Source organism: Pararhizobium qamdonense (genome assembly GCF_029277445.1).
GTDB classification, from domain to species: domain Bacteria; phylum Pseudomonadota; class Alphaproteobacteria; order Rhizobiales; family Rhizobiaceae; genus Pararhizobium; species Pararhizobium qamdonense.
Genome location: NZ_CP119566.1, coordinates 3971503 through 3990324 on the forward strand (window position 1 = coordinate 3971503; position 18822 = coordinate 3990324).

Sequence of the window (18822 nt, forward strand, 5' to 3'; positions counted from 1 at the left end):
CGCGCCGCAAGCTGGTTAAATCAGCGAGAAAGAAAACTGGAAAAAATCGTCAGCCGACGATCGCAAAGGCGTCGCGCGTGGCGCCAGACGCGTTGCGGACGGGTTTCTGGCCGATCCACTGCACATGACGTTCGAGAACAGGTGCGGCGTTTTCGATATTGCCCTGGCGCAGAAATGTCAGGATGGCGCGGTGATCGTGATCAGTGCGCACTTCCCATTCGGACCGCCAGCTGGCGAACAGGAAACGGGCGCTGGCCGCATGCAGATCGCTGATGGCGGCCAACAGGCGCGGCATGCCGCAAGGGGTGAGAATCAGCGTGTGGAAGCGCCGGTTTGCCTCCTCCCAGGAGCGGACATCATGGGAATTGTCGCCGGCAACGGTCGCCTCTTCGGCCTGGTCGAGGATGGCGGCCGTCAGATGCGGGGCCGCGTGGCGAAGCGCCAGAACCTCAAGGGCTGCGCGCATCTGCGCCACTTCGCGCACTTCCTTCAGATCGAAGGAGGCGACCCGCACGCCACGGCGCGGCTCGCTGACCGCCAGACCCTGCGCTTCCAGCCGGCGGAAAGCCTCGCGTACGGGCACATGACTGGTGCCGAACTCCTCGGCAATATGGTCCTGGCGCAGCTTCGTGCCCGGGTCCAATTGTCCGGTCACGATCCTGTCGGCAAGGATGCGGCTGATGCGGCTGGCAATCGTGTCTTCGCTCGCTGAGGTCATGTTTTATAGATAATTTGCCGGGGCGACGCTGTCGAGGGCGCGATTGTAATCATTGGATATCTTCACAGTCTTGCGGCCGTTCAAGCGGGTTGCGTGGCGGCTACCGCGCCAAACGGCCCTTGACGCTTCGTCCAAAACTGTGCCTAGATTGGCGTATTCACCAGGGGGGTCCCGACAAGGGGCTGAGATTCTGCTGGCATGACAGGTGGCTTTGCCACCCTCAAGCAGCGCAGTGACCCGTTGAACCTGATCCAGTTCATACTGGCGTAGGGACGGTGCAAGCGCTGCTGAGATTCGGATTCCGTTCGCGGATTCGCGTCGGCGTCTTTTCATCATTCCGGCTCTGATGACTGGGTCTCCAACTTTGGAGCCTCAACCATGACTATTGCCGCACAGAACATTACCCCCACAGTCACCACTGGCCCGCTGCCGGCATCGCGCAAGGTGCATATTCCCGGCGAACTCTATCCGGATATCCGCGTTCCCATGCGCGAAATTGCCGTGCACCCGACCTCCGGTGAACCGCCCGTGTCCGTCTACGATCCCTCCGGCCCCTATACGGATCCGGCGCATCTCGTCTCGATCGATGCCGGCCTGCCCCGGCAGCGCCAAAACTGGGTCACCGCACGCGGCGACGTCGAGGCCTATGACGGCCGCCATGTCAAACCGGAGGATAACGGCTTTGCCGCCGGCGAGCGGCTGACGCCGGAATTTCCGATCCGCAATCAGCCTCTGCGCGCCAGAAACGGCAAGGCCGTAACCCAGATCGCCTATGCCCGCGCCGGTATCATCACACCGGAAATGGAATATATCGCCATCCGCGAAAATCTCGGCCGCAAGCCGCCCAACGGTGCATTGATCCGCGACGGCGAGAATTTCGGCGCCAGCATTCCCGATCACGTGACCCCGGAATTCGTCCGCCAGGAAATTGCCCGCGGCCGCGCCGTCATCCCCGCCAATATCAACCATCCCGAATCCGAACCGATGATCATCGGCCGGAACTTTCTGGTGAAGATCAATGCCAATATCGGCAACTCCGCCGTCACCTCGTCGATGGCGGAAGAGGTCGAGAAGATGGTCTGGGCGACGCGCTGGGGTGCGGATACCGTCATGGACCTGTCGACCGGCCGCAATATACACAATATCCGCGAGTGGATCATCCGCAATTCGCCGGTTCCGATCGGCACCGTGCCGCTTTATCAGGCGCTGGAAAAGGTCAATGGCATAGCCGAGGATCTCAATTGGGAGGTCTATCGCGATACGCTGATCGAGCAGGCCGAACAGGGCGTCGATTATTTCACCATCCATGCCGGCGTGCGGCTCGCCTATATTCCGCTCACCGTCAATCGCGTCACCGGCATCGTCTCGCGCGGCGGCTCGATCATGGCCAAGTGGTGTCTTCATCACCACAAGGAGAGCTTTCTCTACGAGCATTTCGACGAGATCTGCGACATCGCCCGCGCCTATGACGTGACGTTCTCGCTCGGGGACGGGCTGCGGCCCGGCTCGATCGCCGATGCCAATGATGCCGCGCAGTTTGCGGAACTGGAAACGCTGGGCGAACTCACTCAGATCGCCTGGGCCAAGGACTGCCAGGTGATGATCGAAGGCCCTGGCCATGTGCCGATGCACAAGATCAAGGAAAACATGGACAAGCAGCTGGAAGTCTGCGGCGAGGCGCCCTTCTATACGCTCGGGCCGCTGACGACCGATATCGCGCCCGGCTATGACCATATCACCTCGGGCATTGGTGCTGCGATGATCGGCTGGTTCGGCACGGCGATGCTTTGCTATGTCACGCCGAAGGAGCATCTGGGACTGCCCGATCGCAACGACGTCAAGGTCGGGGTCATCACCTACAAGATCGCCGCCCATGCCGCCGATCTGGCCAAGGGGCACCCCGCCGCCCAGCTGCGCGACGACGCGCTGTCGCGGGCCCGTTTCGAGTTTCGCTGGGAGGACCAGTTCAACCTGTCGCTCGATCCGGAAACGGCCCGCTCCTTCCATGACGAGACCCTGCCGAAGGAAGCTCACAAAGTGGCGCATTTCTGCTCGATGTGCGGGCCGAAATTCTGCTCCATGCGGATTTCCCACGACATACGCGCCGAGGCGCAGAAGGAGGGGCTGGAGGCGATGGCCGCAAAATTCCAGGCGGGCGGCGCGCTCTATATGCCGCTCGATCCGGATGGAAATATCGTAACGGCCGGAGAGTAGCCATGCGCGTGCTGATCAGGGGGGCCGGCGTCGCCGGCCTCACGGTGGCCCATGAACTTGCCATTGCCGGCATCGACGTCACCGTAGCCGAGATTGCAGCCAAACCCGGCGGCGGCGCCTCCTGGTTTGCCGGCGGCATGCTGGCACCCTGGTGCGAGCGCGAAAGCGCGCCGGAAACAGTGGTGACGCTGGGGTGCAGATCGACAGACTGGTGGGACGCGGCACTGCCCGGCCATGTCGTCCGCAAGGGCACATTGGTCGTTGCGCCGCCGCGCGATACGGCGGAACTTAGACGCTTTGCGGCCCGCACATCGGAATTCGGCTGGCTGGACGGCGAAGAGATCGAAACGCTGGAGCCGGACCTTGCCGGACGGTTCCGGACGGCGCTTATCTTCAAGCAGGAAGCCCATCTGGATCCGAGGCGCGCGATCACGGCGCTCTCCGGCAAACTGGCGGCAATGGGTGTGATCTTCCATTTCGGCACCGCGCAGGATTTTCCCGGCGATGGCTTCGACCACATAATCGATTGCACAGGCGCCAGCGCCATCGGGACATCGGCGGGCCTGCGCGGCGTGCGGGGCGAAATGCTGGTGCTGGAGACACCGGATGTGACGCTGTCACGCCCAGTCCGCCTGCTGCATCCCCGCATTCCGCTCTATATCGTGCCGCGCGGCGATGGCCGCTTCATGGTCGGCGCGACGATGATCGAAAGCAACGATGGCGGACCGGTCAGCGCCCGCTCGCTGATGGAACTGCTCAATGCCGCCTATGCGCTGCACCCGGCCTTCGGCGAGGCGCGTGTCATCGAGACCGGCGCCGGGGTCCGTCCGAGCTATCCCGACAACCTGCCGAGGTTTTCGGAGAAGGACGGCATGATAACGGTCAACGGATTGTACCGGCATGGCTTTCTGCTTGCGCCATCGCTCGCGCAGGAGGTTGCGGCGCACATTTTCTCCACCTCGAAAACCAACGCGATCCGGCCGGTCAAGCCGTTCGATCCGGCCGCGATCATCCATCGCCGATCCGAAAATCCCATGGGAGCAAGCCGATGAAACTGACAATCAACGGTGAAGACCATCAAACCGACATTTCCGATCTGTCCCAGCTTCTGACGTCTCTGGACTACGAGGGCGACTGGCTGGCAACGGCCGTCAACGGCGAACTGGTGCACCGCGATGAGCGGACTGGGTTCGTGCTCAGCGACCGCGACCGCGTCGAGATCCTGTCGCCGATGCAGGGAGGCTGATATGTTTGAACTCTACGGCACCACCGTATCCTCCCGCCTGCTGCTCGGCACGGCGCGCTATCCCTCGCCCGCTATTCTGGCCGATGCCGTCCGCGCCTCGAAAACCGGTATTGTCACTGTCTCGCTGCGCCGGGAAAGCGCAGGCAGCCGCACCGGCGGCGCCTTCTTCGAGCTGATCCGGGCGCTGGGCGTCCGGGTCCTGCCCAATACCGCCGGCTGCCACACGGTTTCCGAAGCGGTGCTGACTGCGAAAATGGCGCGCGACGTCTTTGCCACCGACTGGATCAAACTCGAGGTGATCGGTCATCACGACACGCTGCAGCCCGATGTCTTTGCGCTGGTGGAGGCGGCTCGCATTTTGAGCGGCGACGGTTTCAAGGTTTTTCCCTATACGACAGATGATCTTGTGGTGGCGGAGCGATTGCTGGAGGCGGGCTGCCAGGTACTGATGCCGTGGTGTGCGCCGATCGGCTCGGCCATGGGGCCGGTCAATCTGCCAGCGCTGCGCAGCCTGCGGGCAAGCTTTCCCGATGTGCCTCTCATCGTCGATGCCGGTATCGGCCGCCCCTCGCATGCCGCCACCGTGATGGAGCTCGGCTTCGACGCTGTTCTGCTCAACACAGCCGTTGCCGGTGCGGCCGACCCCGTCGCCATGGCTGCGGCCTTCACCGGCGCGATCGATGCGGGGCGCTCGGCCTTTCACGCCGGAATGCTGGAGCCACGCGACATGGCGGTTCCATCCACCCCGGTCATCGGCAAGGCGGTGTTTTCATGAAGCTCGACCCGTTCTACGTGATCGTCGACAGCGCCGAATGGATCGAGCGCCTCGTGCCGCTCGGCGTCAAGCTGGTGCAGTTGCGGATGAAGGACTGCAGCGATGCGGACTTGCGCGATGCCATCCGCCGCGCGAAAACGGTTTGTGCGGCGCATGATTGCCAGCTGATTGTCAACGATTTTTGGCGCGTTGCGATCGATGAGGGGTGTGATTTCGTCCATCTCGGCCAGGAGGACCTGGCAGAGGCCGACATAGCCGCCATCCGGGCTGCCGGGCTGAAGCTCGGGCTTTCGACGCATGACGAGGCGGAACTGGAGACGGCACTGAAAGCCGAGCCGGATTACGTGGCGCTTGGGCCGGTCTGGCCGACCATCCTGAAGACAATGAAATGGGCGCCGCAGGGGCTGGAGAAGCTGCGCGACTGGAAGACGCGGATCGGATCGCTGCCGCTGGTGGCTATCGGCGGCCTCAATATCGAGCGGATCGGCAGCGTCTTTGCCCATGGCGCCGACAGTGCCGCTGTTGTCACCGACATCACCCTCAACGCCGATCCGGATACCCGCGTGCGGGAATGGATAGAGCATACCCGGCGCTTTCGATGAGCAGAACGAGATGACCGCCATGCCGCACGTGCTTGTCGTTGCAGGCTCCGATTCCTCCGGCGGCGCCGGGATCGTTCGCGATATCGAGACGCTGGCCGCCTTCGGCGTCAAGGCCTCGGTGGCAATCACCGCCATCACCGTGCAGACCCATCATGGTGTCGAGCATGCCGATCCCGTGGCGCCGGAGCGCGTGGCGCAACAGATGCGCGCGGCGCTGTCGTCCAATCCCATCGCCGCAATCAAGATCGGCATGCTGGCGACATCGGCGACGATTTTTGCCGTTGCCCGGGTGCTTGGCGATCATCCCGGCATCCCCGTGGTGCTCGATCCCGTTCTCGTCTCCACTTCCGGCCGCGCTCTGCTGGATCCGGACGCGACGGAAGCTCTGCCCGGTCTGTTTTCGGCGTGCACGCTCGTCACCCCCAATCTGCCGGAGCTTTCGGTGCTGGTCGCCATGCCGGGCAACACATCCGATCAGGCAAGATACCTTTTGGCGGCGGGAGCCGAGGCGGTTCTGGTCAAGGGCGGGCACGCTGACGGCCGGCAGGCGATCGATATCCTCTTCCGGGCCGGACATGAGGAGCAACCCTTTGCCTCCCCGCGCCTGGCGGCGGCGATACGCGGCACCGGCTGCATGCTGGCCAGCGCGATCTCAGCGCGCCTTGCCCATGGCGACGCGCTTCCAGCCGCCATCGCGATCGCGAAGGCCTTTGTGCACCGCAAGCTCCGCGAAACGTGAACAGCCATCTCACTGCCAATTTGCGATAATAGCCGGCAACAGATGATCTGAACTGCCTCGCTCCATGCTGCTCTGCTAATCTTTCTTAGGGGGAGCGCTCCGGACGCGCTATATTTCGCAGGTGAAGACCGTGGTGGAGAGATTCGCGCCAATGCCGCATGACATGAACGGGAAGAGCAAGAAGCCCTTAGAGACAGACGACGAGCAGCCCTTCTTCGACCAGCTCCGCATGATGCAACGGGCTTTTGTCGCCTCGCCTGTCCGCAAGACCATCATCTGGCTTTCTATCGGGATCATCACCGTCATCCTGGCGACCGCCTTCGGGCAGATCCTGCTGAACCGATGGTACAAACCCTTTTACGACACGCTGGAGCGACGCGATCTCTCGGCATTTCTGCGGCAATTCATCACCTTCGGCCAGATCGCGGGGACGCTTCTGGTTCTCAACGTGCTGCAAACCTGGCTCAATCAATGGATCCGGATCAAGCTGAGGGAGGGGCTGACGCTTGATCTGATTGGCGAATGGATGAAGCCGGCGCGCGCCTTCCGCCTTGCCAATGCCGGTTCCATCGGCATCAATCCCGACCAGCGCGTGCATGAGGACGCCCGCCATCTCGCCGATCTGACGGCGGGCCTCACCATCGGCCTGTTCCAGTCGGGCATTCTGCTCGCCAGTTTCGTCGGCGTTTTGTGGTCGCTCTCGGCCGGCTTCATCTTTCACGTCGGCGGCTACGATCTCAACATTCCCGGCTATATGGTTTGGGCCGCCTTCCTTTACGCCGGGACTGCGGCGGCCGTCAGCTGGTTCGTTGGTCGTCCCCTCGTCAAGATCAATGGCGACCATTATGCGCGCGAAGCCGCCCTGCGCTTCTCGCTGATGCGGGTCAATGAACATATCGAGGCGGTGTCTTTGTCTTCGGGAGAGGGCAATGAAAAGCGACGACTCCAGCGCGATCTCGCCTCGGTTCTGGAAATCAGCAACAGGCTGATGATGGCGCTGACGCGGCTGACATGGGTCACCTCCGGCTATGGATGGCTGACGGTCGTTGCCCCCATCGTCATTGCAGCCCCGGTCTATTTCAACGGCGATCTGAGCTTTGGCGGCCTGATGATGGCGGTTGGTGCCTTCAACCAGGTGAACACGTCCCTGCGCTGGTTCGTCGATAATATTGACGGCATCGCTGACTGGCGCGCGACGCTGCTTCGCGTCGCCGCCTTCCGGTCTGCGATCCTGATGACCGACGAGCGCCACGAAAACGACAAGCGTATCGATTTCGCCAAGGCCGACGGCGACCGCCTGACCATCGACCGGCTGGAAATCGCCCTGCCGTCAGGGTGCATCAAGCTTGCCGAACAGCATGTGGAAATCCGGCCGGGCGACCGGGTTCTGGTGACCAGCGAATCGGATGTGGAGAAGGCGCCCTTCTTCCGCTCCCTGGCCGGTCTCTGGCCCTGGGGACAGGGGCGCATTGCGCTGCCCGACGGCGCGGACATCGCCTTTGTGCCGCGAACGCCCTATTTCCCGCCCGGAACGCTGGAAGAAGTGCTCAGCTATCCCGAAAATCCCGGCAGTTTCAGCAAAAGCGATTTGGTCTCGGTTTTGTCGAGGGTGGGGCTGAGCAAGCTGCAAAACAGCTTCGATCAGGATATGCGGACGAAATTGAAGCTGAACGAGGTGGAGATCAGGCTGCTTGCCATTGCGCGGCTGGGGTTGCACAAACCGCGCTGGGTGATCATCGACGAAACGCTCGATACGCTCGACCGCGACGCCTACCAGCAGGTGCTGACCTTCATGGAACAGGCCTTAGGCCATGCGGCCGTGGTGAATATCGGCAGGGTCGCTTCCGGCAACCGCTATTTTACACGCGTGCTGCAGCTGCAAAGCAGCCCGGCGGGGAAAACCATCCGCCTGCTCAGGCCGAAAAGCCTGCGCACGGACAATCCCGAACCGGCAGAATAATAAAAGAGATAAAAGAGTTGCGGTTTCTCCCCTCCGCAGACACGCGAAGGGGAGAAGCCAAGCTGTTTAGTTGACGGCTGTCAGCGTCACCGAGGTGCCACCGGCAGCCAGGTTGAGACCGAGCTGGCCGGTTACGCTGATCGTCTGCAGGTGGATGGAGCCCGAGGTGCCGCCAACGAGCACGTTGGCACCGACGCCCGCACCGACCGTGGCTTCAACGCTGGCGCCCTGATAGAGACCGCTGAGCGAGCCCTGATGGTAGCCAGCTGTCGGCGCAAGCACTGCCCAGACGAGCTTGCTGCGCGTGGTAAAGCCGAGATCGACACCCATCTTGCGGATTGCGCCGCTATAGTGATCCGTCCGTTCCCGGCCGACCGAGGAATGGAACGTGCAATCAATTTCCTTGGCCGAGCCCAGAACGTAGCCGGCACCGCCGCCGACTTCACATTCGAGGTAGCCGATTTTCACGCCGCCGCGCACATCGCTCTCTTCATAGCTGGGAGCCGGCGCACCATTGGCCAGATCGGCAGCCCGAGCGGCAACCGTGCCGGTCAGAGCCAGGGTCGCGGTGGTCAGCGCCAAAGCAAGGGTTCTCTTCATCATTTTTCCTTCTCAAACCGGGGCCGTCATAATGCACGCGGCCATTCAGTCGATAGATTCACAACAGTCATCGAATGCTGCAGCGATCCCAACCCGGTATAATGAACGCAAGACGGGCCGGATCGTTGCAAATGACGGACACTGCATCTGTTCACTTCTTATTAGGACATTTCGAAGGCAGCCCTTACCGCGCGGCCGATGCCTCCTCGACATAGAAGCCAGCCGTCACCAAAATCACACAGAATGGCGACGGTTCACCTGAGGGCGGGCGGGCTGGGCCGCGCAACTGACAGCACGATTATCTAACCGGCGCGAAGCTTGTCGAGCCGTCTCAATTCATTGACATCATGCTGAAGCACCAGCGCCTGAAGCACGGGATGGTCCCAGATGGTTTTGCCCTGCGGGGCCTGCAGCGGCTCCAGATCGAGTGGAAAGGCATTGATGAGTTTCTCAGCATCGAAGGCTTTTTCCACCCAGGCGCGGTCGATCGCGGCCATCAGGTCTTCCCAGTTCGTCGGCTCCCGGTGGGCCTGCGTATATACCGGCAATTTTGAAAGACCGAGCCCCCGGTAAAGATCGATCACGCGCGTATCCAGATCGCAGCCTTCGCCGAGATCGCGGCTATGCAGTCCGTTTTGCGGCCCATGTACCGGGAAATGCAGGCACGGGATGCCATAGCTTTCGGCAAAGACCATGCCATGCAGGCTCGTCGAGACGATCCGCTCGCAGGCAAGGATCTCGTCGATCTTGCCCTTGATGGGGTCCATTCCGATCGGCGTTACGGTGTTGATGAGATGGATATCGCCGCGCAGGTGCTCGGGAATACCGTAGCGCAAAAGCTCCGGCCGGATATGAGGCTCCGGATCGCGGTCGGAAAGCTCCGAGAGATGAACGATGACGCCGAGCTTCCATTTCTTCACGGGCGCCGGATTGTAAAAACGCGGAAGCAGCCAGACGGGATCGCCATAGACCCCGACCGATCCTTCCGGCCGCCCCGTCAGAAGCTGTTCCGAATAGGGGCCTCGCGTCGCTGCAACGTGAAAGCCTTTTTCGCCGGCAACGCTGAAGAGGCGGCGATCCTCGACTGGAGCGCTCGGATTTTCCCACAGCGACGCGCCTGTCCCCCAAAACCAGACCTCGCCACCGGCAAAGCCATGGCCGATCGTGCCGACGCAGGCCATGCGCAGCGATTGCGACTGGGATGGAATACGCTCAATATCGCGCCCCGACAGAAGCGCCACCATGACAGCACTCAGCGCATCGCCCACATTCAGATAATCCATCGTGGACGTGGACCCGGCCCAGGACAAGGGAACCTTGCCATGACGGCGGGCATAGCGTGCCAGAGGATTGGACTTCTTGCCGGATGCACGATCCACCAGCGCGTTAAAAATCGATCTCACCGGAAAGTCCTTTGCACAATGATCCGCAACTGCCAGCCAATATACAAAAGCAGGACGCCTGAACAGTTCATTCGCACATACGCATAAATGGCGGACGGATTGACCCTCTTGCGGAAAATCCTGATGATTTGAGCGGGAGGAAATGGTGCTGCTAGAGAGATTTGAACTCTCGGCCTCTCCCTTACCAAGGGAGTGCTCTACCCCTGAGCTATAGCAGCATCGTGCGGTCGGATCAGTGTTTGTCCGGCGCGAGCGAGGGCCTATTGCCATAGCTTGTTGCGGAGCGCAAGCCGCAAAGCGAAGTTTTCATGGGATGACACGGCCGAAAACCGTGGCACCCTTCCGGAGCGCTTGGTTTTGCGGTATTTGAGCGGTCATGCAAGATAACAACGATCAGACACGCAAGGGCGTTGCGGCAAATGCTGGCTCTCGCCAGCATGAACAGGGCGCGCAGGAACAGGGAAAGCCGGAGCCTGCTAAGCTGGAGCCGGGCAAGCTCGAACCTGGGCACGAAGCGGAGCGGCAGGCGGAGGCGCGGCGCGAGCGGGCGGCCAAGACCCTGCGCGACAATCTCATGCGGCGCAAGCAGCAGGGACGGGCGCGCCGCGCCGGGGCGGCCGATGAAACATCCGGCCTGCCTGCCGCAAAAACGGACGAATCTGCGGACTAGACTGCGCCAACACCATCGAGCGGATCCGGGGGCGGGTTGCGATGGTCAGCCATGTCCTTCCCGCAACCCCGATGCGTCATCCAACCTGATGAATCATCACCACGAAGACCAGTCATGACGGGTATTACCGCTGCCTCCCTTAGGATGCGCTTTAATATCAGCTCAATTTGCTTCTCATTTCACGGGGCTTCCTTTATGGAGGCGCCAATCTCTTTACGTTCGGACTATCAGGAAAGGCGGGCAGCGTCCCGTAAGGTACCCTATGGATCGCATTAGAATCACCGGCGGCAACGAGCTGCGCGGCATCATCCCGATTTCCGGCGCCAAGAATGCAGCGCTTCCGCTGATGATCGCCTCGCTTTTGACCGATGACACGCTGACGCTCGAAAACGTGCCGCATCTGGCCGATGTCGAGCAGCTGATCCGCATCCTGGGCAATCATGGCGCCGACATTTCCGTCAATGGCCGCCGCGAGCGCCAGGGCGAAGGCTATTCCCGCACCATCCATTTCACCTCGCGCAATATTGTCGATACGACGGCCCCTTACGAGCTGGTCTCCAAGATGCGCGCCAGCTTCTGGGTCATCGGCCCGCTTCTTGCTCGTGAAGGCAAGGCCCGCGTCTCGCTTCCGGGCGGCTGCGCCATCGGCACGCGGCCGGTCGATCTGTTCATCGAGGGCCTGACGGCGCTCGGCGCCAACATCGAAATCGATAGCGGCTATATCAATGCCACGGCGCCGAAGGGCGGCCTCGTCGGCGCGCGCTACGTCTTCCCGAAGGTTTCGGTCGGCGCCACCCATGTGATGATGATGGCGGCAACGCTGGCCAATGGCACGACGACAATCGGCAATGCCGCGCGCGAGCCGGAAGTGGTCGATCTCGCCAATTGCCTGAACGCCATGGGCGCCAAGGTCACCGGTGCCGGCACCTCGACGATCACCATCGAGGGCGTCACCTCGCTGTCGGGTGCGCGCCACCGCGTTCTGCCCGACCGGATCGAGACCGGCACCTATGCCATGGCCGTTGCCATGACCGGCGGCGACGTCGTGCTCGAGGGCACCAATGCCAAGCTGCTCGACACGGCGATCGAAGCCGTCCGCCGCGCCGGTGCCGAAATCACCGAAACCGAGAGCGGCCTTCGGGTGGTGCGCAATGGCGGCGGCATCAAGCCGGTGGATGTGGTGACCGACCCCTTCCCCGGCTTCCCGACCGACCTGCAGGCACAGTTCATGGGCCTGATGACCAAGGCAGCCGGCACCTCGCATATTACCGAGACGATCTTTGAAAACCGCTTCATGCACGTGCAGGAACTGGCTCGTCTTGGCGCCAAGATCACGCTGTCTGGCCAGACCGCGAAGATCGAGGGTGTTGACCGCCTGAAGGGTGCGCCTGTGATGGCGACGGACCTGCGCGCTTCCGTATCGCTGGTGATTGCGGGTCTTGCGGCCGAAGGCGAAACCATGGTGTCGCGCGTCTATCATCTCGATCGCGGTTTCGAGCGGCTGGAAGAAAAGCTCAACAATTGCGGCGCCCAGGTGGAGCGCGTCAGCGACTGATGCGAAGCCGCGCATCCGCGCATGCTGTTGCGGATTCGATGCCGGCGTCCTATGTCCTGTGTCATGATGATGGCAGCTTGCGCTGCGCAGGCAAGGGATGAGTGGCATGGATGTTTTGAAGCTGATGGCGCTGGATCAGGAAGACTTGGAGATCGTATCCGCCCATGTGCAGGATGCGGTCTTTAAGGTTTCCGGGCTGGATTACGCGCCGCGCTCCAGGCAGCTGTCGCTGGTGATCAACCGCTTCGTCTGGGAAACTGCGGAGGGCCGCGGCAAGTCGTTCGAGCGCCGCCGCAGCCTTCTCGCCTTCAAACGGGTGACCGCCGTCCGCTCCATCGGTTTCGACCGCAAGGACGACGACAAGGTTCTATCGCTGCTTGCCGTCCAGTTCGAGCAGACTGGCGAAGGGCCGGATGGGACCGTCGAGTTCATCCTGTCGGGCGAAGCCTCGATCATGCTCGATGTGGAATGTATCGAGGTTCAGCTTGCAGATACCGGCGGCGCATGGGAAACCGGTTTCAAGCCGCGCCATCCAGCCGGCGCCTGATATCCTGACCCCTCGCGGCCTCAAACGGCCGAGCATCGTTGCCGACCATCCATAAGGACGTTTTCATTGGCTATCCGTCTCGACTATCTGAACCCCGGCTTTGAAGCCGAGTTTGCAGCCTTTCTGACGACCAAGCGGGAAGTGTCCGAGGACGTTAATACCGTCGTCAAGGCGATCATCGATGATGTGCGCCTGCGCGGCGATGCGGCACTTGCCGATTATACCCGAAAGTTCGACGGCCTTGATTTTTCCGTGACCGGCATGGCCGTGACGGCAGACGAGATCGACGCGGCCATCAATGCCGTGCCATCCGAAGTGCTGGGCGCGCTGAAAGTCGCTGCCGTGCGCATCGAGGCGCATCATGCCCGCCAGCGGCCGAAGGACGATATCTACGAGGACTCGATGGGGGTCGGGCTTGGATCGCGCTGGACGGCAATCGATGCCGTCGGCCTCTATGTACCTGGAGGTACGGCGAGCTACCCGAGCTCGGTCTTGATGAACGCGCTTCCGGCCAAGGTTGCCGGTGTCGAGCGCATCGTCATGGTGGTTCCTGCCAATGGCGGCGTGATCAATCCGGCGGTTCTCGCGGCCGCGCGCATGGCCGGTGTCGAGGAAATCTACCGCATCGGCGGCGCCCAGGCGATCGCAGCCCTTGCCTATGGCACCGCCTCGATCGCGCCGGTCGCCAAGATCATGGGTCCCGGCAATGCCTATGTCGCTGCGGCCAAGCGCCAGGTGTTCGGCACCGTCGGCATCGACATGATCGCCGGACCTTCGGAAGTGCTCGTCATTGCCGACAGCGACAACAATCCGGACTGGATCGCCGCCGATCTTTTGGCGCAGGCCGAGCATGATGTCGGCGCGCAATCGATCCTCATTACCGACGACACGCTGTTTGCGGCTGAGGTCGAGGCGGCGGTGGAGCGGCAGCTGCGCACCCTGCCCCGGGCAGAAACGGCAAGCGCCAGCTGGCGCGATTTTGGCGCCATCATCCTGGTGCCTAACTTTGACGTGGCGGTGCCGCTGGCCAACCGGATTGCGGCTGAGCATCTCGAGCTTGCCCTTGCCGATGCGGATGCGCTGATCCCGAAGATCCGCAATGCCGGCGCCATCTTCGTCGGGCGCCACACGCCGGAAGTCATCGGCGATTATGTCGGCGGCTCCAATCATGTGCTGCCGACGGCGCGGTCTGCCCGGTTTTCCTCCGGTCTCGGCGTGCTTGACTACATGAAGCGCACCTCGATCCTGCGGCTTGGCGCCGACCAGCTGCGCGATCTTGGACCCGCAGCCATTGCCCTTGCCCGCTCGGAAGGACTGGAAGCGCATGCGCGCTCTGTCGCCATCAGGCTCAATCTCGGGGGCGAGGGATGACATCCAGCCACCGTCTCTGCGATGTCGTGCTGGATGAGACCATCGGCCGTTCGACGCCCGATGTCGAGCATGAGCGGGCGGTTGCGATCTTCGATCTGATCGAGGAGAATGTCTTCGAGCCGGCCGGCCATGCCGGCGGCCCCTACCGGCTCAAGCTGTCGCTGGTCGATTCCAAGCTGGTCTTTGCGATCACCACCGAAACCGACGCCGGCGTTGCCACCCATATCCTGTCGCTGACGCCGTTCCGGCGGATCGTGAAGGATTATTTCATGATCTGCGAAAGCTATTACGAGGCCATCCGGTCCTCGACACCGAGCCAGATCGAAGCCATCGACATGGGCCGGCGCGGCATCCACAACGAGGGCTCGCAGACCCTGATGGACCGGCTGTCGGGCAAGATCAAACTCGATTTCGATACGGCGCGGCGTCTGTTCACGCTGGTCTGTGTGCTCTACTGGCGGGGATGAGCGTGACGGTCGCTGCTTCCCCCAACGAGCCGCAGCGCAGCGCGAAATCGCCGGGATCGGTGCTGTTCATGTGCGGGATGAACGCGATCCGTTCGCCGATGGCCGAGGTCCTGGCAAAAGCCATGCTGCCACCGGGCACCTATATTGCCTCGGCCGGCGTGCGGCCGGGAGAGCGCGATCCCTTCGTCGATGTGGTTCTGGAGGAGATCGGGCTGACGGCCGGACGCCACCAGCCACATACGCTGGACGAGCTGGAGGATGATTATTTCGACCTGATCGTGACGCTGGCGCCTGAAGCGCATCATGCGGCATTGGAGCTGACGCGATCGATGGCGATCGATGTGGTTTATTGGCCGACACCGGACCCGACGGTTGCGACCGGCACGCGGGAACAGATCGTTTCGGCCTATCGCGAGGTTCGAAATCACATTGCAACCCTTCTCAAGCATCGTTTGCTTGGACAAATGCCGGATAAGATGGCATAGGGCGCTGACAAAACCGGAAAATGTGGCAAAACCGGAAAATGAAGTCGCTGCTGTTCACAAAACCGCGGCGATTGTGTAGTTTCCGCCAAATTTTTAAAAGGCGCGGCACGCGCCTCTATCGAAGCACAGAAAGAAATATCCTACATGGCGAAAGAAGAAGTCCTCGAATTCCCGGGCGTCGTTACCGAATTGCTTCCCAATGCAACGTTTCGCGTCCAGCTCGAAAACCAGCATGAAATCATTGCCCATACGGCCGGCCGCATGCGCAAGAACCGCATCCGGGTTCTGGCCGGCGACAAGGTGCTTGTCGAAATGACGCCCTACGACCTGACCAAGGGCCGTATCACCTATCGCTTCAAGTAAGCGCGGCGCGGCCTGGCCGCAAACTCGAGATCGATGGCCCTGTTGCGATGGCATTGACACATAAGCTGATCCTGGCCTCCGGCTCGCCGCGGCGTGTCGAACTGCTCGCGCAGGCGGGCATCGAGCCCGCGCGCCTGATGCCGATGGATCTCGACGAGACGCCCAAGCGCACCGAACATCCGCGTTCGCTGGCCTGGCGGCTGTCTGCCGAAAAGGCAAGGGCGGCGCTGTCAGCCATCAAGGGCGAACCGGGCTGGGAGGGAAGCTATATCCTTGCCGCCGATACCGTCGTCTCCGTCGGCCGCCGCATCCTGCCAAAGCCCGAACTGGTCAGCGAAGCCTCGAGCGCGCTGCATCTTCTGTCTGGCCGCAGCCACCGCGTCTATACCGGCGTCTGCCTGATCACGCCGGACAAGACCGTGCGCCAGAAGGTCATCGACACCAAGGTTCGCTTCAAGCGTCTTTCCAGCCACGATATCGACACCTATCTGGCTTCGGGACAATGGCGCGGCAAGGCAGGTGCCTATGGCATTCAGGGCATCGCCGGCAGCTTCGTGGTCAAGCTGGTGGGCTCCTACACCAACGTCGTCGGCTTGCCGCTCTACGAGACCGTGAGCCTGCTTTCCGGCGAAGGCTTTGACGTGCATGACAGTTGGATGAAGGGCTGACAGCCATGAGCTCAGACGAAACCAAGGGTGCCTCCAACGTGGCGCCGCTGCGCAAGACCGTGCCGTGCCCGGAGTGCAAACGCCCCTCGCACCGCGAACATTATCCCTTCTGTTCAGACCGCTGCCGCAATGTCGATCTCAACAGATGGCTGACCGGTTCCTACGCCATTCCCGTAGCCGACGACGAGGCAAAAGCCGACGGCGAGGAATGACCGCACCCTGATTTTCGCGGGATATCCGTTGTTTTTCAGGCATTTGCACCAAATGAAATTTTCCTGTCGAAAAAACGTCATTTGGTGCTGGACACCGCCGAACAAGATGTTATAACCCCGCTCGCTTCCGGGGCGCAACCAACGCCCCACGGTTCTTCAAAACGAACCATTGCCCGCAAGGCAAGGATGCCCGGATAGCTCAGTTGGTAGAGCAGCGGATTGAAAATCCGCGTGTCGGTGGTTCAAATCCGCCTCCGGGCACCATTTTTAGTTCTTCCTTCTTCCGCGTTTTTGATTTCCAGTAGCTTGACCGACTTATTTGATTTGCAGATTTGTTCTCTGGTTTGGCAGGTTTCATATGTTCGATTTGGCTTCGAAGAAGCTCGGCGATGCGGCTCTCTGCCGAATGCCGGCGATGCGCATTTCACCGACAATATAGCCCGCCCGTGATGCGTTTTTGATATGGGCCGACGGCCCGTTGAAATGAGGATGTGTTTCGGTTTGATTGGAGAGCTGACCGCAAATGGACGCCATCTTGAGAGCGCCGCACCTGCCCCCAGGCGTCCTATATTTTAGCGATTTTCTGTCCTGCGCAGAAGAGGAAACGATTAGGTTTCGGCTCGACGCTGGCGAATGGAGCAATATTCTGAAACGCCGCGTCCAGCATTTCGGATATCTTTATGACTACAAGGCGCGCGCAGTGGCCGCAGACGCTTATCTCGGCCAATTGCCGGAATGGCTTCAAACATTGGCCAAGCGCTTGGTGGCGAGCGGATATTGCGCCGATCAACCGGACCAGGTGATCGCGAATGAGTATCTTCCCGGCCAAGGCATCAGCGCGCATGTCGATTGCGTACCGTGTTTCAGCGACACGATCATTTCGATAAGCCTGTTGTCGCAATGTGAAATGGTGTTCCGGGAGCGGTCGAGCTCCAGGTCGCTCCCTGTGCTGCTCCAGCCACGCTCGGGAATAGCGCTGACAAGGGCAGGCCGCTATGACTGGACACATGAAATTCCAGCGCGGAAGTCGGATATCGTGCTCGGAGCGAAAGTGGAACGCGGCAGGCGGATCTCCCTCACGTTCCGGAAGGTCGTTCGCGGCGCCGGGTAATTTGTTCGGGGCCGCCTTTGGCAACACTCTCTTCTGCCACCAATTCTCGAGCACAATCACCGCGATGCACCGTAAAGGCTGCATCTTGACTTGTTGCGAGGAGTAGAACATATAGTGAACAAATGAAGTAGATTCCATTTGGCAGACGGTCAAACACCGCCTGCAGGACTGTTCCATCGGATAACCGTCGAGAGGTATGACATGAGCCATGTTGACGAGATTACGGCACGCACGCAGGCGGTTCTGGCGCGATCGAGGGCGTTCAGGGAGCGGTCAAAGGCGATGCGGGAAGAGCACAGAGCTTTGATCGAGCGGGCCTCGATCAAGTCGGGGCAATTGCATTTCGTGTTCCCGGTTTCGAACACGGACAGGCCAAAGCATTAGATAAGGTTTGTTGAGAGCTTTAACGGCCTTCAAAGGAAGCGAACTGCCGGACGACGGGTCAACCCACGGATCAGATCGGCAAGGTGCCAGAGCTTGAATACAGGAACGATCGCGGTACATGCTTTCTATCCGAGCACTTGTTTTCGGTAAGTGCTCTTGTGGAGTAGGTCCGATGAAATCTTTCGTTTTACTCGGTATAGCAGCGCTGATGCTGGCTTCATGCACGACACCGGATGTCGAGCCGATCCCTGGCAGCATTACCTATGACGGCCAGCCCCGCACCAAGCTGACGAAGGCGCCCATCGGCAGCGTCGTGCACAATACCTTCCGGGTCCTGGGCGGTGTTGCCGATGAAACGTATATCCTGCAACCGGACCGATCGCTGAAACTGGTCCGGCGCGATGTTCGCAGTGAAAATTTCTATACGGACTAAATTTTCTTATGCCGCAAAAGCAACTTTTTGCGAACGGGCACCAGATGCGCGTCAATGCTCAGATGCAGCGTCGTGACATGATTGGCTTAGCCTCTTCGGCGATGTCGAAAGACATGCCAAAACCGACTTTTAGTGTCATCCACCGGCGTGCGGAAAGAGCGTGTTATCGTAGCCTTGAAACTTTCAGTCGCGGCCATCTCGGTTATCCACAGCGCCGCTGCACGATTGCAACATTCGCTGAATTGCGTGCTGAAAAATACAATCATTGCGTTATAATTTACCGTAATTTATACTAGAGG

The 18822-nt window shown here is 61.0% G+C and carries 22 protein-coding genes, 2 tRNA genes and 1 riboswitch; of the genes, 20 read left to right on the top strand and 4 right to left on the bottom strand.

What is annotated here, in order from left to right; translation table 11 throughout:
• Positions 1-49: 49 nt before the first annotated feature.
• Entirely contained in the window at positions 50-718 is a 669-nt protein-coding gene (locus PYR65_RS19480) for a GntR family transcriptional regulator (RefSeq protein ID WP_113316222.1), read from the bottom strand.
• 152 nt (positions 719-870) lie between these two features.
• Positions 871-1009, top strand: a riboswitch (TPP riboswitch).
• Positions 1010-1096: 87 nt separating this feature from the next.
• Here PYR65_RS19480 and thiC point away from each other — a divergent pair.
• The 7 genes from thiC (at position 1097) to PYR65_RS19515 (ending at position 8254) form a co-directional block, all read left to right on the top strand.
• Positions 1097-2932 (top strand): phosphomethylpyrimidine synthase ThiC, encoded by a 1836-nt coding sequence (thiC, locus tag PYR65_RS19485; RefSeq protein ID WP_276119157.1) that lies wholly within the window; start codon positions 1097-1099, stop codon positions 2930-2932.
• Between the two features lie 2 nt (positions 2933-2934).
• The gene (gene thiO, locus PYR65_RS19490; RefSeq protein ID WP_276119158.1) at positions 2935-3984 is read left to right on the top strand and encodes a glycine oxidase ThiO; all 1050 of its coding nucleotides are present in this window, start codon (positions 2935-2937) and stop codon (positions 3982-3984) included.
• Complete coding sequence (gene thiS, locus PYR65_RS19495; RefSeq protein ID WP_060636081.1) at positions 3981-4178, top strand: sulfur carrier protein ThiS; 198 nt, start codon at positions 3981-3983, stop codon at positions 4176-4178. The genes thiO and thiS overlap by 4 nt, the downstream gene beginning before the upstream one ends.
• A 1-nt stretch (position 4179) precedes the next feature.
• Positions 4180-4953, top strand: a complete 774-nt coding sequence (locus PYR65_RS19500) for a thiazole synthase (RefSeq protein WP_276119159.1) — start codon at positions 4180-4182, stop codon at positions 4951-4953.
• Positions 4950-5555: a thiamine phosphate synthase gene (locus tag PYR65_RS19505; RefSeq protein WP_276119160.1), complete on the top strand. Its 606-nt coding sequence runs from the start codon at positions 4950-4952 to the stop codon at positions 5553-5555. The genes PYR65_RS19500 and PYR65_RS19505 overlap by 4 nt, the downstream gene beginning before the upstream one ends.
• Before the next feature lie 10 nt (positions 5556-5565).
• The gene (locus tag PYR65_RS19510; RefSeq protein WP_276119161.1) at positions 5566-6294 is read left to right on the top strand and encodes a hydroxymethylpyrimidine/phosphomethylpyrimidine kinase; all 729 of its coding nucleotides are present in this window, start codon (positions 5566-5568) and stop codon (positions 6292-6294) included.
• A gap of 130 nt (positions 6295-6424) precedes the next feature.
• The gene (locus PYR65_RS19515; protein WP_276119162.1) at positions 6425-8254 is read left to right on the top strand and encodes an ABC transporter ATP-binding protein/permease; all 1830 of its coding nucleotides are present in this window, start codon (positions 6425-6427) and stop codon (positions 8252-8254) included.
• Positions 8255-8320: 66 nt separating this feature from the next.
• Here PYR65_RS19515 and PYR65_RS19520 read toward each other — a convergent pair whose 3' ends face one another.
• The 3 genes from PYR65_RS19520 to PYR65_RS19530 form a co-directional block, all read right to left on the bottom strand.
• Positions 8321-8854, bottom strand: a complete 534-nt coding sequence (locus PYR65_RS19520; protein WP_276121114.1) for a DUF992 domain-containing protein — start codon at positions 8852-8854, stop codon at positions 8321-8323.
• Between the two features lie 302 nt (positions 8855-9156).
• Entirely contained in the window at positions 9157-10257 is a 1101-nt protein-coding gene (locus PYR65_RS19525) for a polysaccharide pyruvyl transferase family protein (protein ID WP_276119163.1), read from the bottom strand.
• 143 nt (positions 10258-10400) lie between these two features.
• Positions 10401-10475: transfer RNA gene (locus tag PYR65_RS19530), tRNA-Thr, on the bottom strand.
• 263 nt (positions 10476-10738) lie between these two features.
• Here PYR65_RS19530 and PYR65_RS19535 point away from each other — a divergent pair.
• From PYR65_RS19535 to PYR65_RS19595, 13 genes are all read left to right on the top strand, one after another.
• On the top strand, positions 10739-10927 hold the full coding sequence (locus tag PYR65_RS19535; protein WP_060636251.1) for a hypothetical protein: 189 nt from the start codon (positions 10739-10741) through the stop codon (positions 10925-10927).
• A gap of 262 nt (positions 10928-11189) precedes the next feature.
• Positions 11190-12482 (top strand): UDP-N-acetylglucosamine 1-carboxyvinyltransferase, encoded by a 1293-nt coding sequence (murA, locus tag PYR65_RS19540; protein ID WP_276119164.1) that lies wholly within the window; start codon positions 11190-11192, stop codon positions 12480-12482.
• 106 nt (positions 12483-12588) lie between these two features.
• A complete protein-coding gene (locus tag PYR65_RS19545; protein WP_276119165.1) occupies positions 12589-13029 on the top strand; it encodes a DUF2948 family protein in 441 nt (146 codons plus the stop codon).
• A gap of 66 nt (positions 13030-13095) precedes the next feature.
• Positions 13096-14400, top strand: a complete 1305-nt coding sequence (hisD, locus tag PYR65_RS19550) for a histidinol dehydrogenase (protein WP_276119166.1) — start codon at positions 13096-13098, stop codon at positions 14398-14400.
• Complete coding sequence (locus tag PYR65_RS19555; protein ID WP_060636087.1) at positions 14397-14867, top strand: UPF0262 family protein; 471 nt, start codon at positions 14397-14399, stop codon at positions 14865-14867. The genes hisD and PYR65_RS19555 overlap by 4 nt, the downstream gene beginning before the upstream one ends.
• Positions 14864-15352: an arsenate-mycothiol transferase ArsC gene (locus tag PYR65_RS19560; RefSeq protein WP_060636088.1), complete on the top strand. Its 489-nt coding sequence runs from the start codon at positions 14864-14866 to the stop codon at positions 15350-15352. Before PYR65_RS19555 ends, PYR65_RS19560 begins: the two co-directional genes overlap by 4 nt.
• A 144-nt stretch (positions 15353-15496) precedes the next feature.
• The gene (gene infA, locus PYR65_RS19565; protein ID WP_037105236.1) at positions 15497-15715 is read left to right on the top strand and encodes a translation initiation factor IF-1; all 219 of its coding nucleotides are present in this window, start codon (positions 15497-15499) and stop codon (positions 15713-15715) included.
• A 47-nt stretch (positions 15716-15762) separates the two neighbouring features.
• Entirely contained in the window at positions 15763-16383 is a 621-nt protein-coding gene (locus PYR65_RS19570) for a Maf-like protein (protein WP_276119167.1), read from the top strand.
• Positions 16384-16388: 5 nt separating this feature from the next.
• A complete protein-coding gene (gene yacG / locus PYR65_RS19575) occupies positions 16389-16595 on the top strand; it encodes a DNA gyrase inhibitor YacG (protein WP_060636090.1) in 207 nt (68 codons plus the stop codon).
• A gap of 188 nt (positions 16596-16783) precedes the next feature.
• Positions 16784-16859, top strand: a tRNA-Phe gene (locus PYR65_RS19580).
• Between the two features lie 259 nt (positions 16860-17118).
• Entirely contained in the window at positions 17119-17706 is a 588-nt protein-coding gene (locus tag PYR65_RS19585; protein ID WP_276119168.1) for an alpha-ketoglutarate-dependent dioxygenase AlkB, read from the top strand.
• A gap of 201 nt (positions 17707-17907) precedes the next feature.
• Complete coding sequence (locus PYR65_RS19590; protein WP_276119169.1) at positions 17908-18090, top strand: hypothetical protein; 183 nt, start codon at positions 17908-17910, stop codon at positions 18088-18090.
• Between the two features lie 172 nt (positions 18091-18262).
• Complete coding sequence (locus PYR65_RS19595; protein WP_276119170.1) at positions 18263-18523, top strand: hypothetical protein; 261 nt, start codon at positions 18263-18265, stop codon at positions 18521-18523.
• Positions 18524-18822: the final 299 nt, after the last annotated feature.

Excerpts from the sequence above, each read along its gene's own strand:
- PYR65_RS19510 (WP_276119161.1), top strand. The coding sequence starts at position 5,566 with ATGACCGCCATGCCGCACGTGCTTGTCGTTGCAGGCTCCGATTCCTCC.
- PYR65_RS19505 (WP_276119160.1), top strand. The coding sequence starts at position 4,950 with ATGAAGCTCGACCCGTTCTACGTGATCGTCGACAGCGCCGAATGGATC.
- murA (WP_276119164.1), top strand. The coding sequence starts at position 11,190 with ATGGATCGCATTAGAATCACCGGCGGCAACGAGCTGCGCGGCATCATC.
- PYR65_RS19595 (WP_276119170.1), top strand. The coding sequence starts at position 18,263 with ATGAAATCTTTCGTTTTACTCGGTATAGCAGCGCTGATGCTGGCTTCA.
- thiC (WP_276119157.1), top strand. The coding sequence starts at position 1,097 with ATGACTATTGCCGCACAGAACATTACCCCCACAGTCACCACTGGCCCG.
- PYR65_RS19545 (WP_276119165.1), top strand. The coding sequence starts at position 12,589 with ATGGATGTTTTGAAGCTGATGGCGCTGGATCAGGAAGACTTGGAGATC.
- thiO (WP_276119158.1), top strand. The coding sequence starts at position 2,935 with ATGCGCGTGCTGATCAGGGGGGCCGGCGTCGCCGGCCTCACGGTGGCC.
- PYR65_RS19570 (WP_276119167.1), top strand. The coding sequence starts at position 15,763 with ATGGCATTGACACATAAGCTGATCCTGGCCTCCGGCTCGCCGCGGCGT.
- PYR65_RS19585 (WP_276119168.1), top strand. The coding sequence starts at position 17,119 with ATGGACGCCATCTTGAGAGCGCCGCACCTGCCCCCAGGCGTCCTATAT.
- PYR65_RS19590 (WP_276119169.1), top strand. The coding sequence starts at position 17,908 with ATGAGCCATGTTGACGAGATTACGGCACGCACGCAGGCGGTTCTGGCG.
- PYR65_RS19560 (WP_060636088.1), top strand. The coding sequence starts at position 14,864 with ATGAGCGTGACGGTCGCTGCTTCCCCCAACGAGCCGCAGCGCAGCGCG.
- PYR65_RS19480 (WP_113316222.1), bottom strand. The coding sequence starts at position 718 with ATGACCTCAGCGAGCGAAGACACGATTGCCAGCCGCATCAGCCGCATC.
- yacG (WP_060636090.1), top strand. The coding sequence starts at position 16,389 with ATGAGCTCAGACGAAACCAAGGGTGCCTCCAACGTGGCGCCGCTGCGC.
- PYR65_RS19555 (WP_060636087.1), top strand. The coding sequence starts at position 14,397 with ATGACATCCAGCCACCGTCTCTGCGATGTCGTGCTGGATGAGACCATC.
- thiS (WP_060636081.1), top strand. The coding sequence starts at position 3,981 with ATGAAACTGACAATCAACGGTGAAGACCATCAAACCGACATTTCCGAT.
- infA (WP_037105236.1), top strand. The coding sequence starts at position 15,497 with ATGGCGAAAGAAGAAGTCCTCGAATTCCCGGGCGTCGTTACCGAATTG.
- PYR65_RS19520 (WP_276121114.1), bottom strand. The coding sequence starts at position 8,854 with ATGAAGAGAACCCTTGCTTTGGCGCTGACCACCGCGACCCTGGCTCTG.
- PYR65_RS19500 (WP_276119159.1), top strand. The coding sequence starts at position 4,180 with ATGTTTGAACTCTACGGCACCACCGTATCCTCCCGCCTGCTGCTCGGC.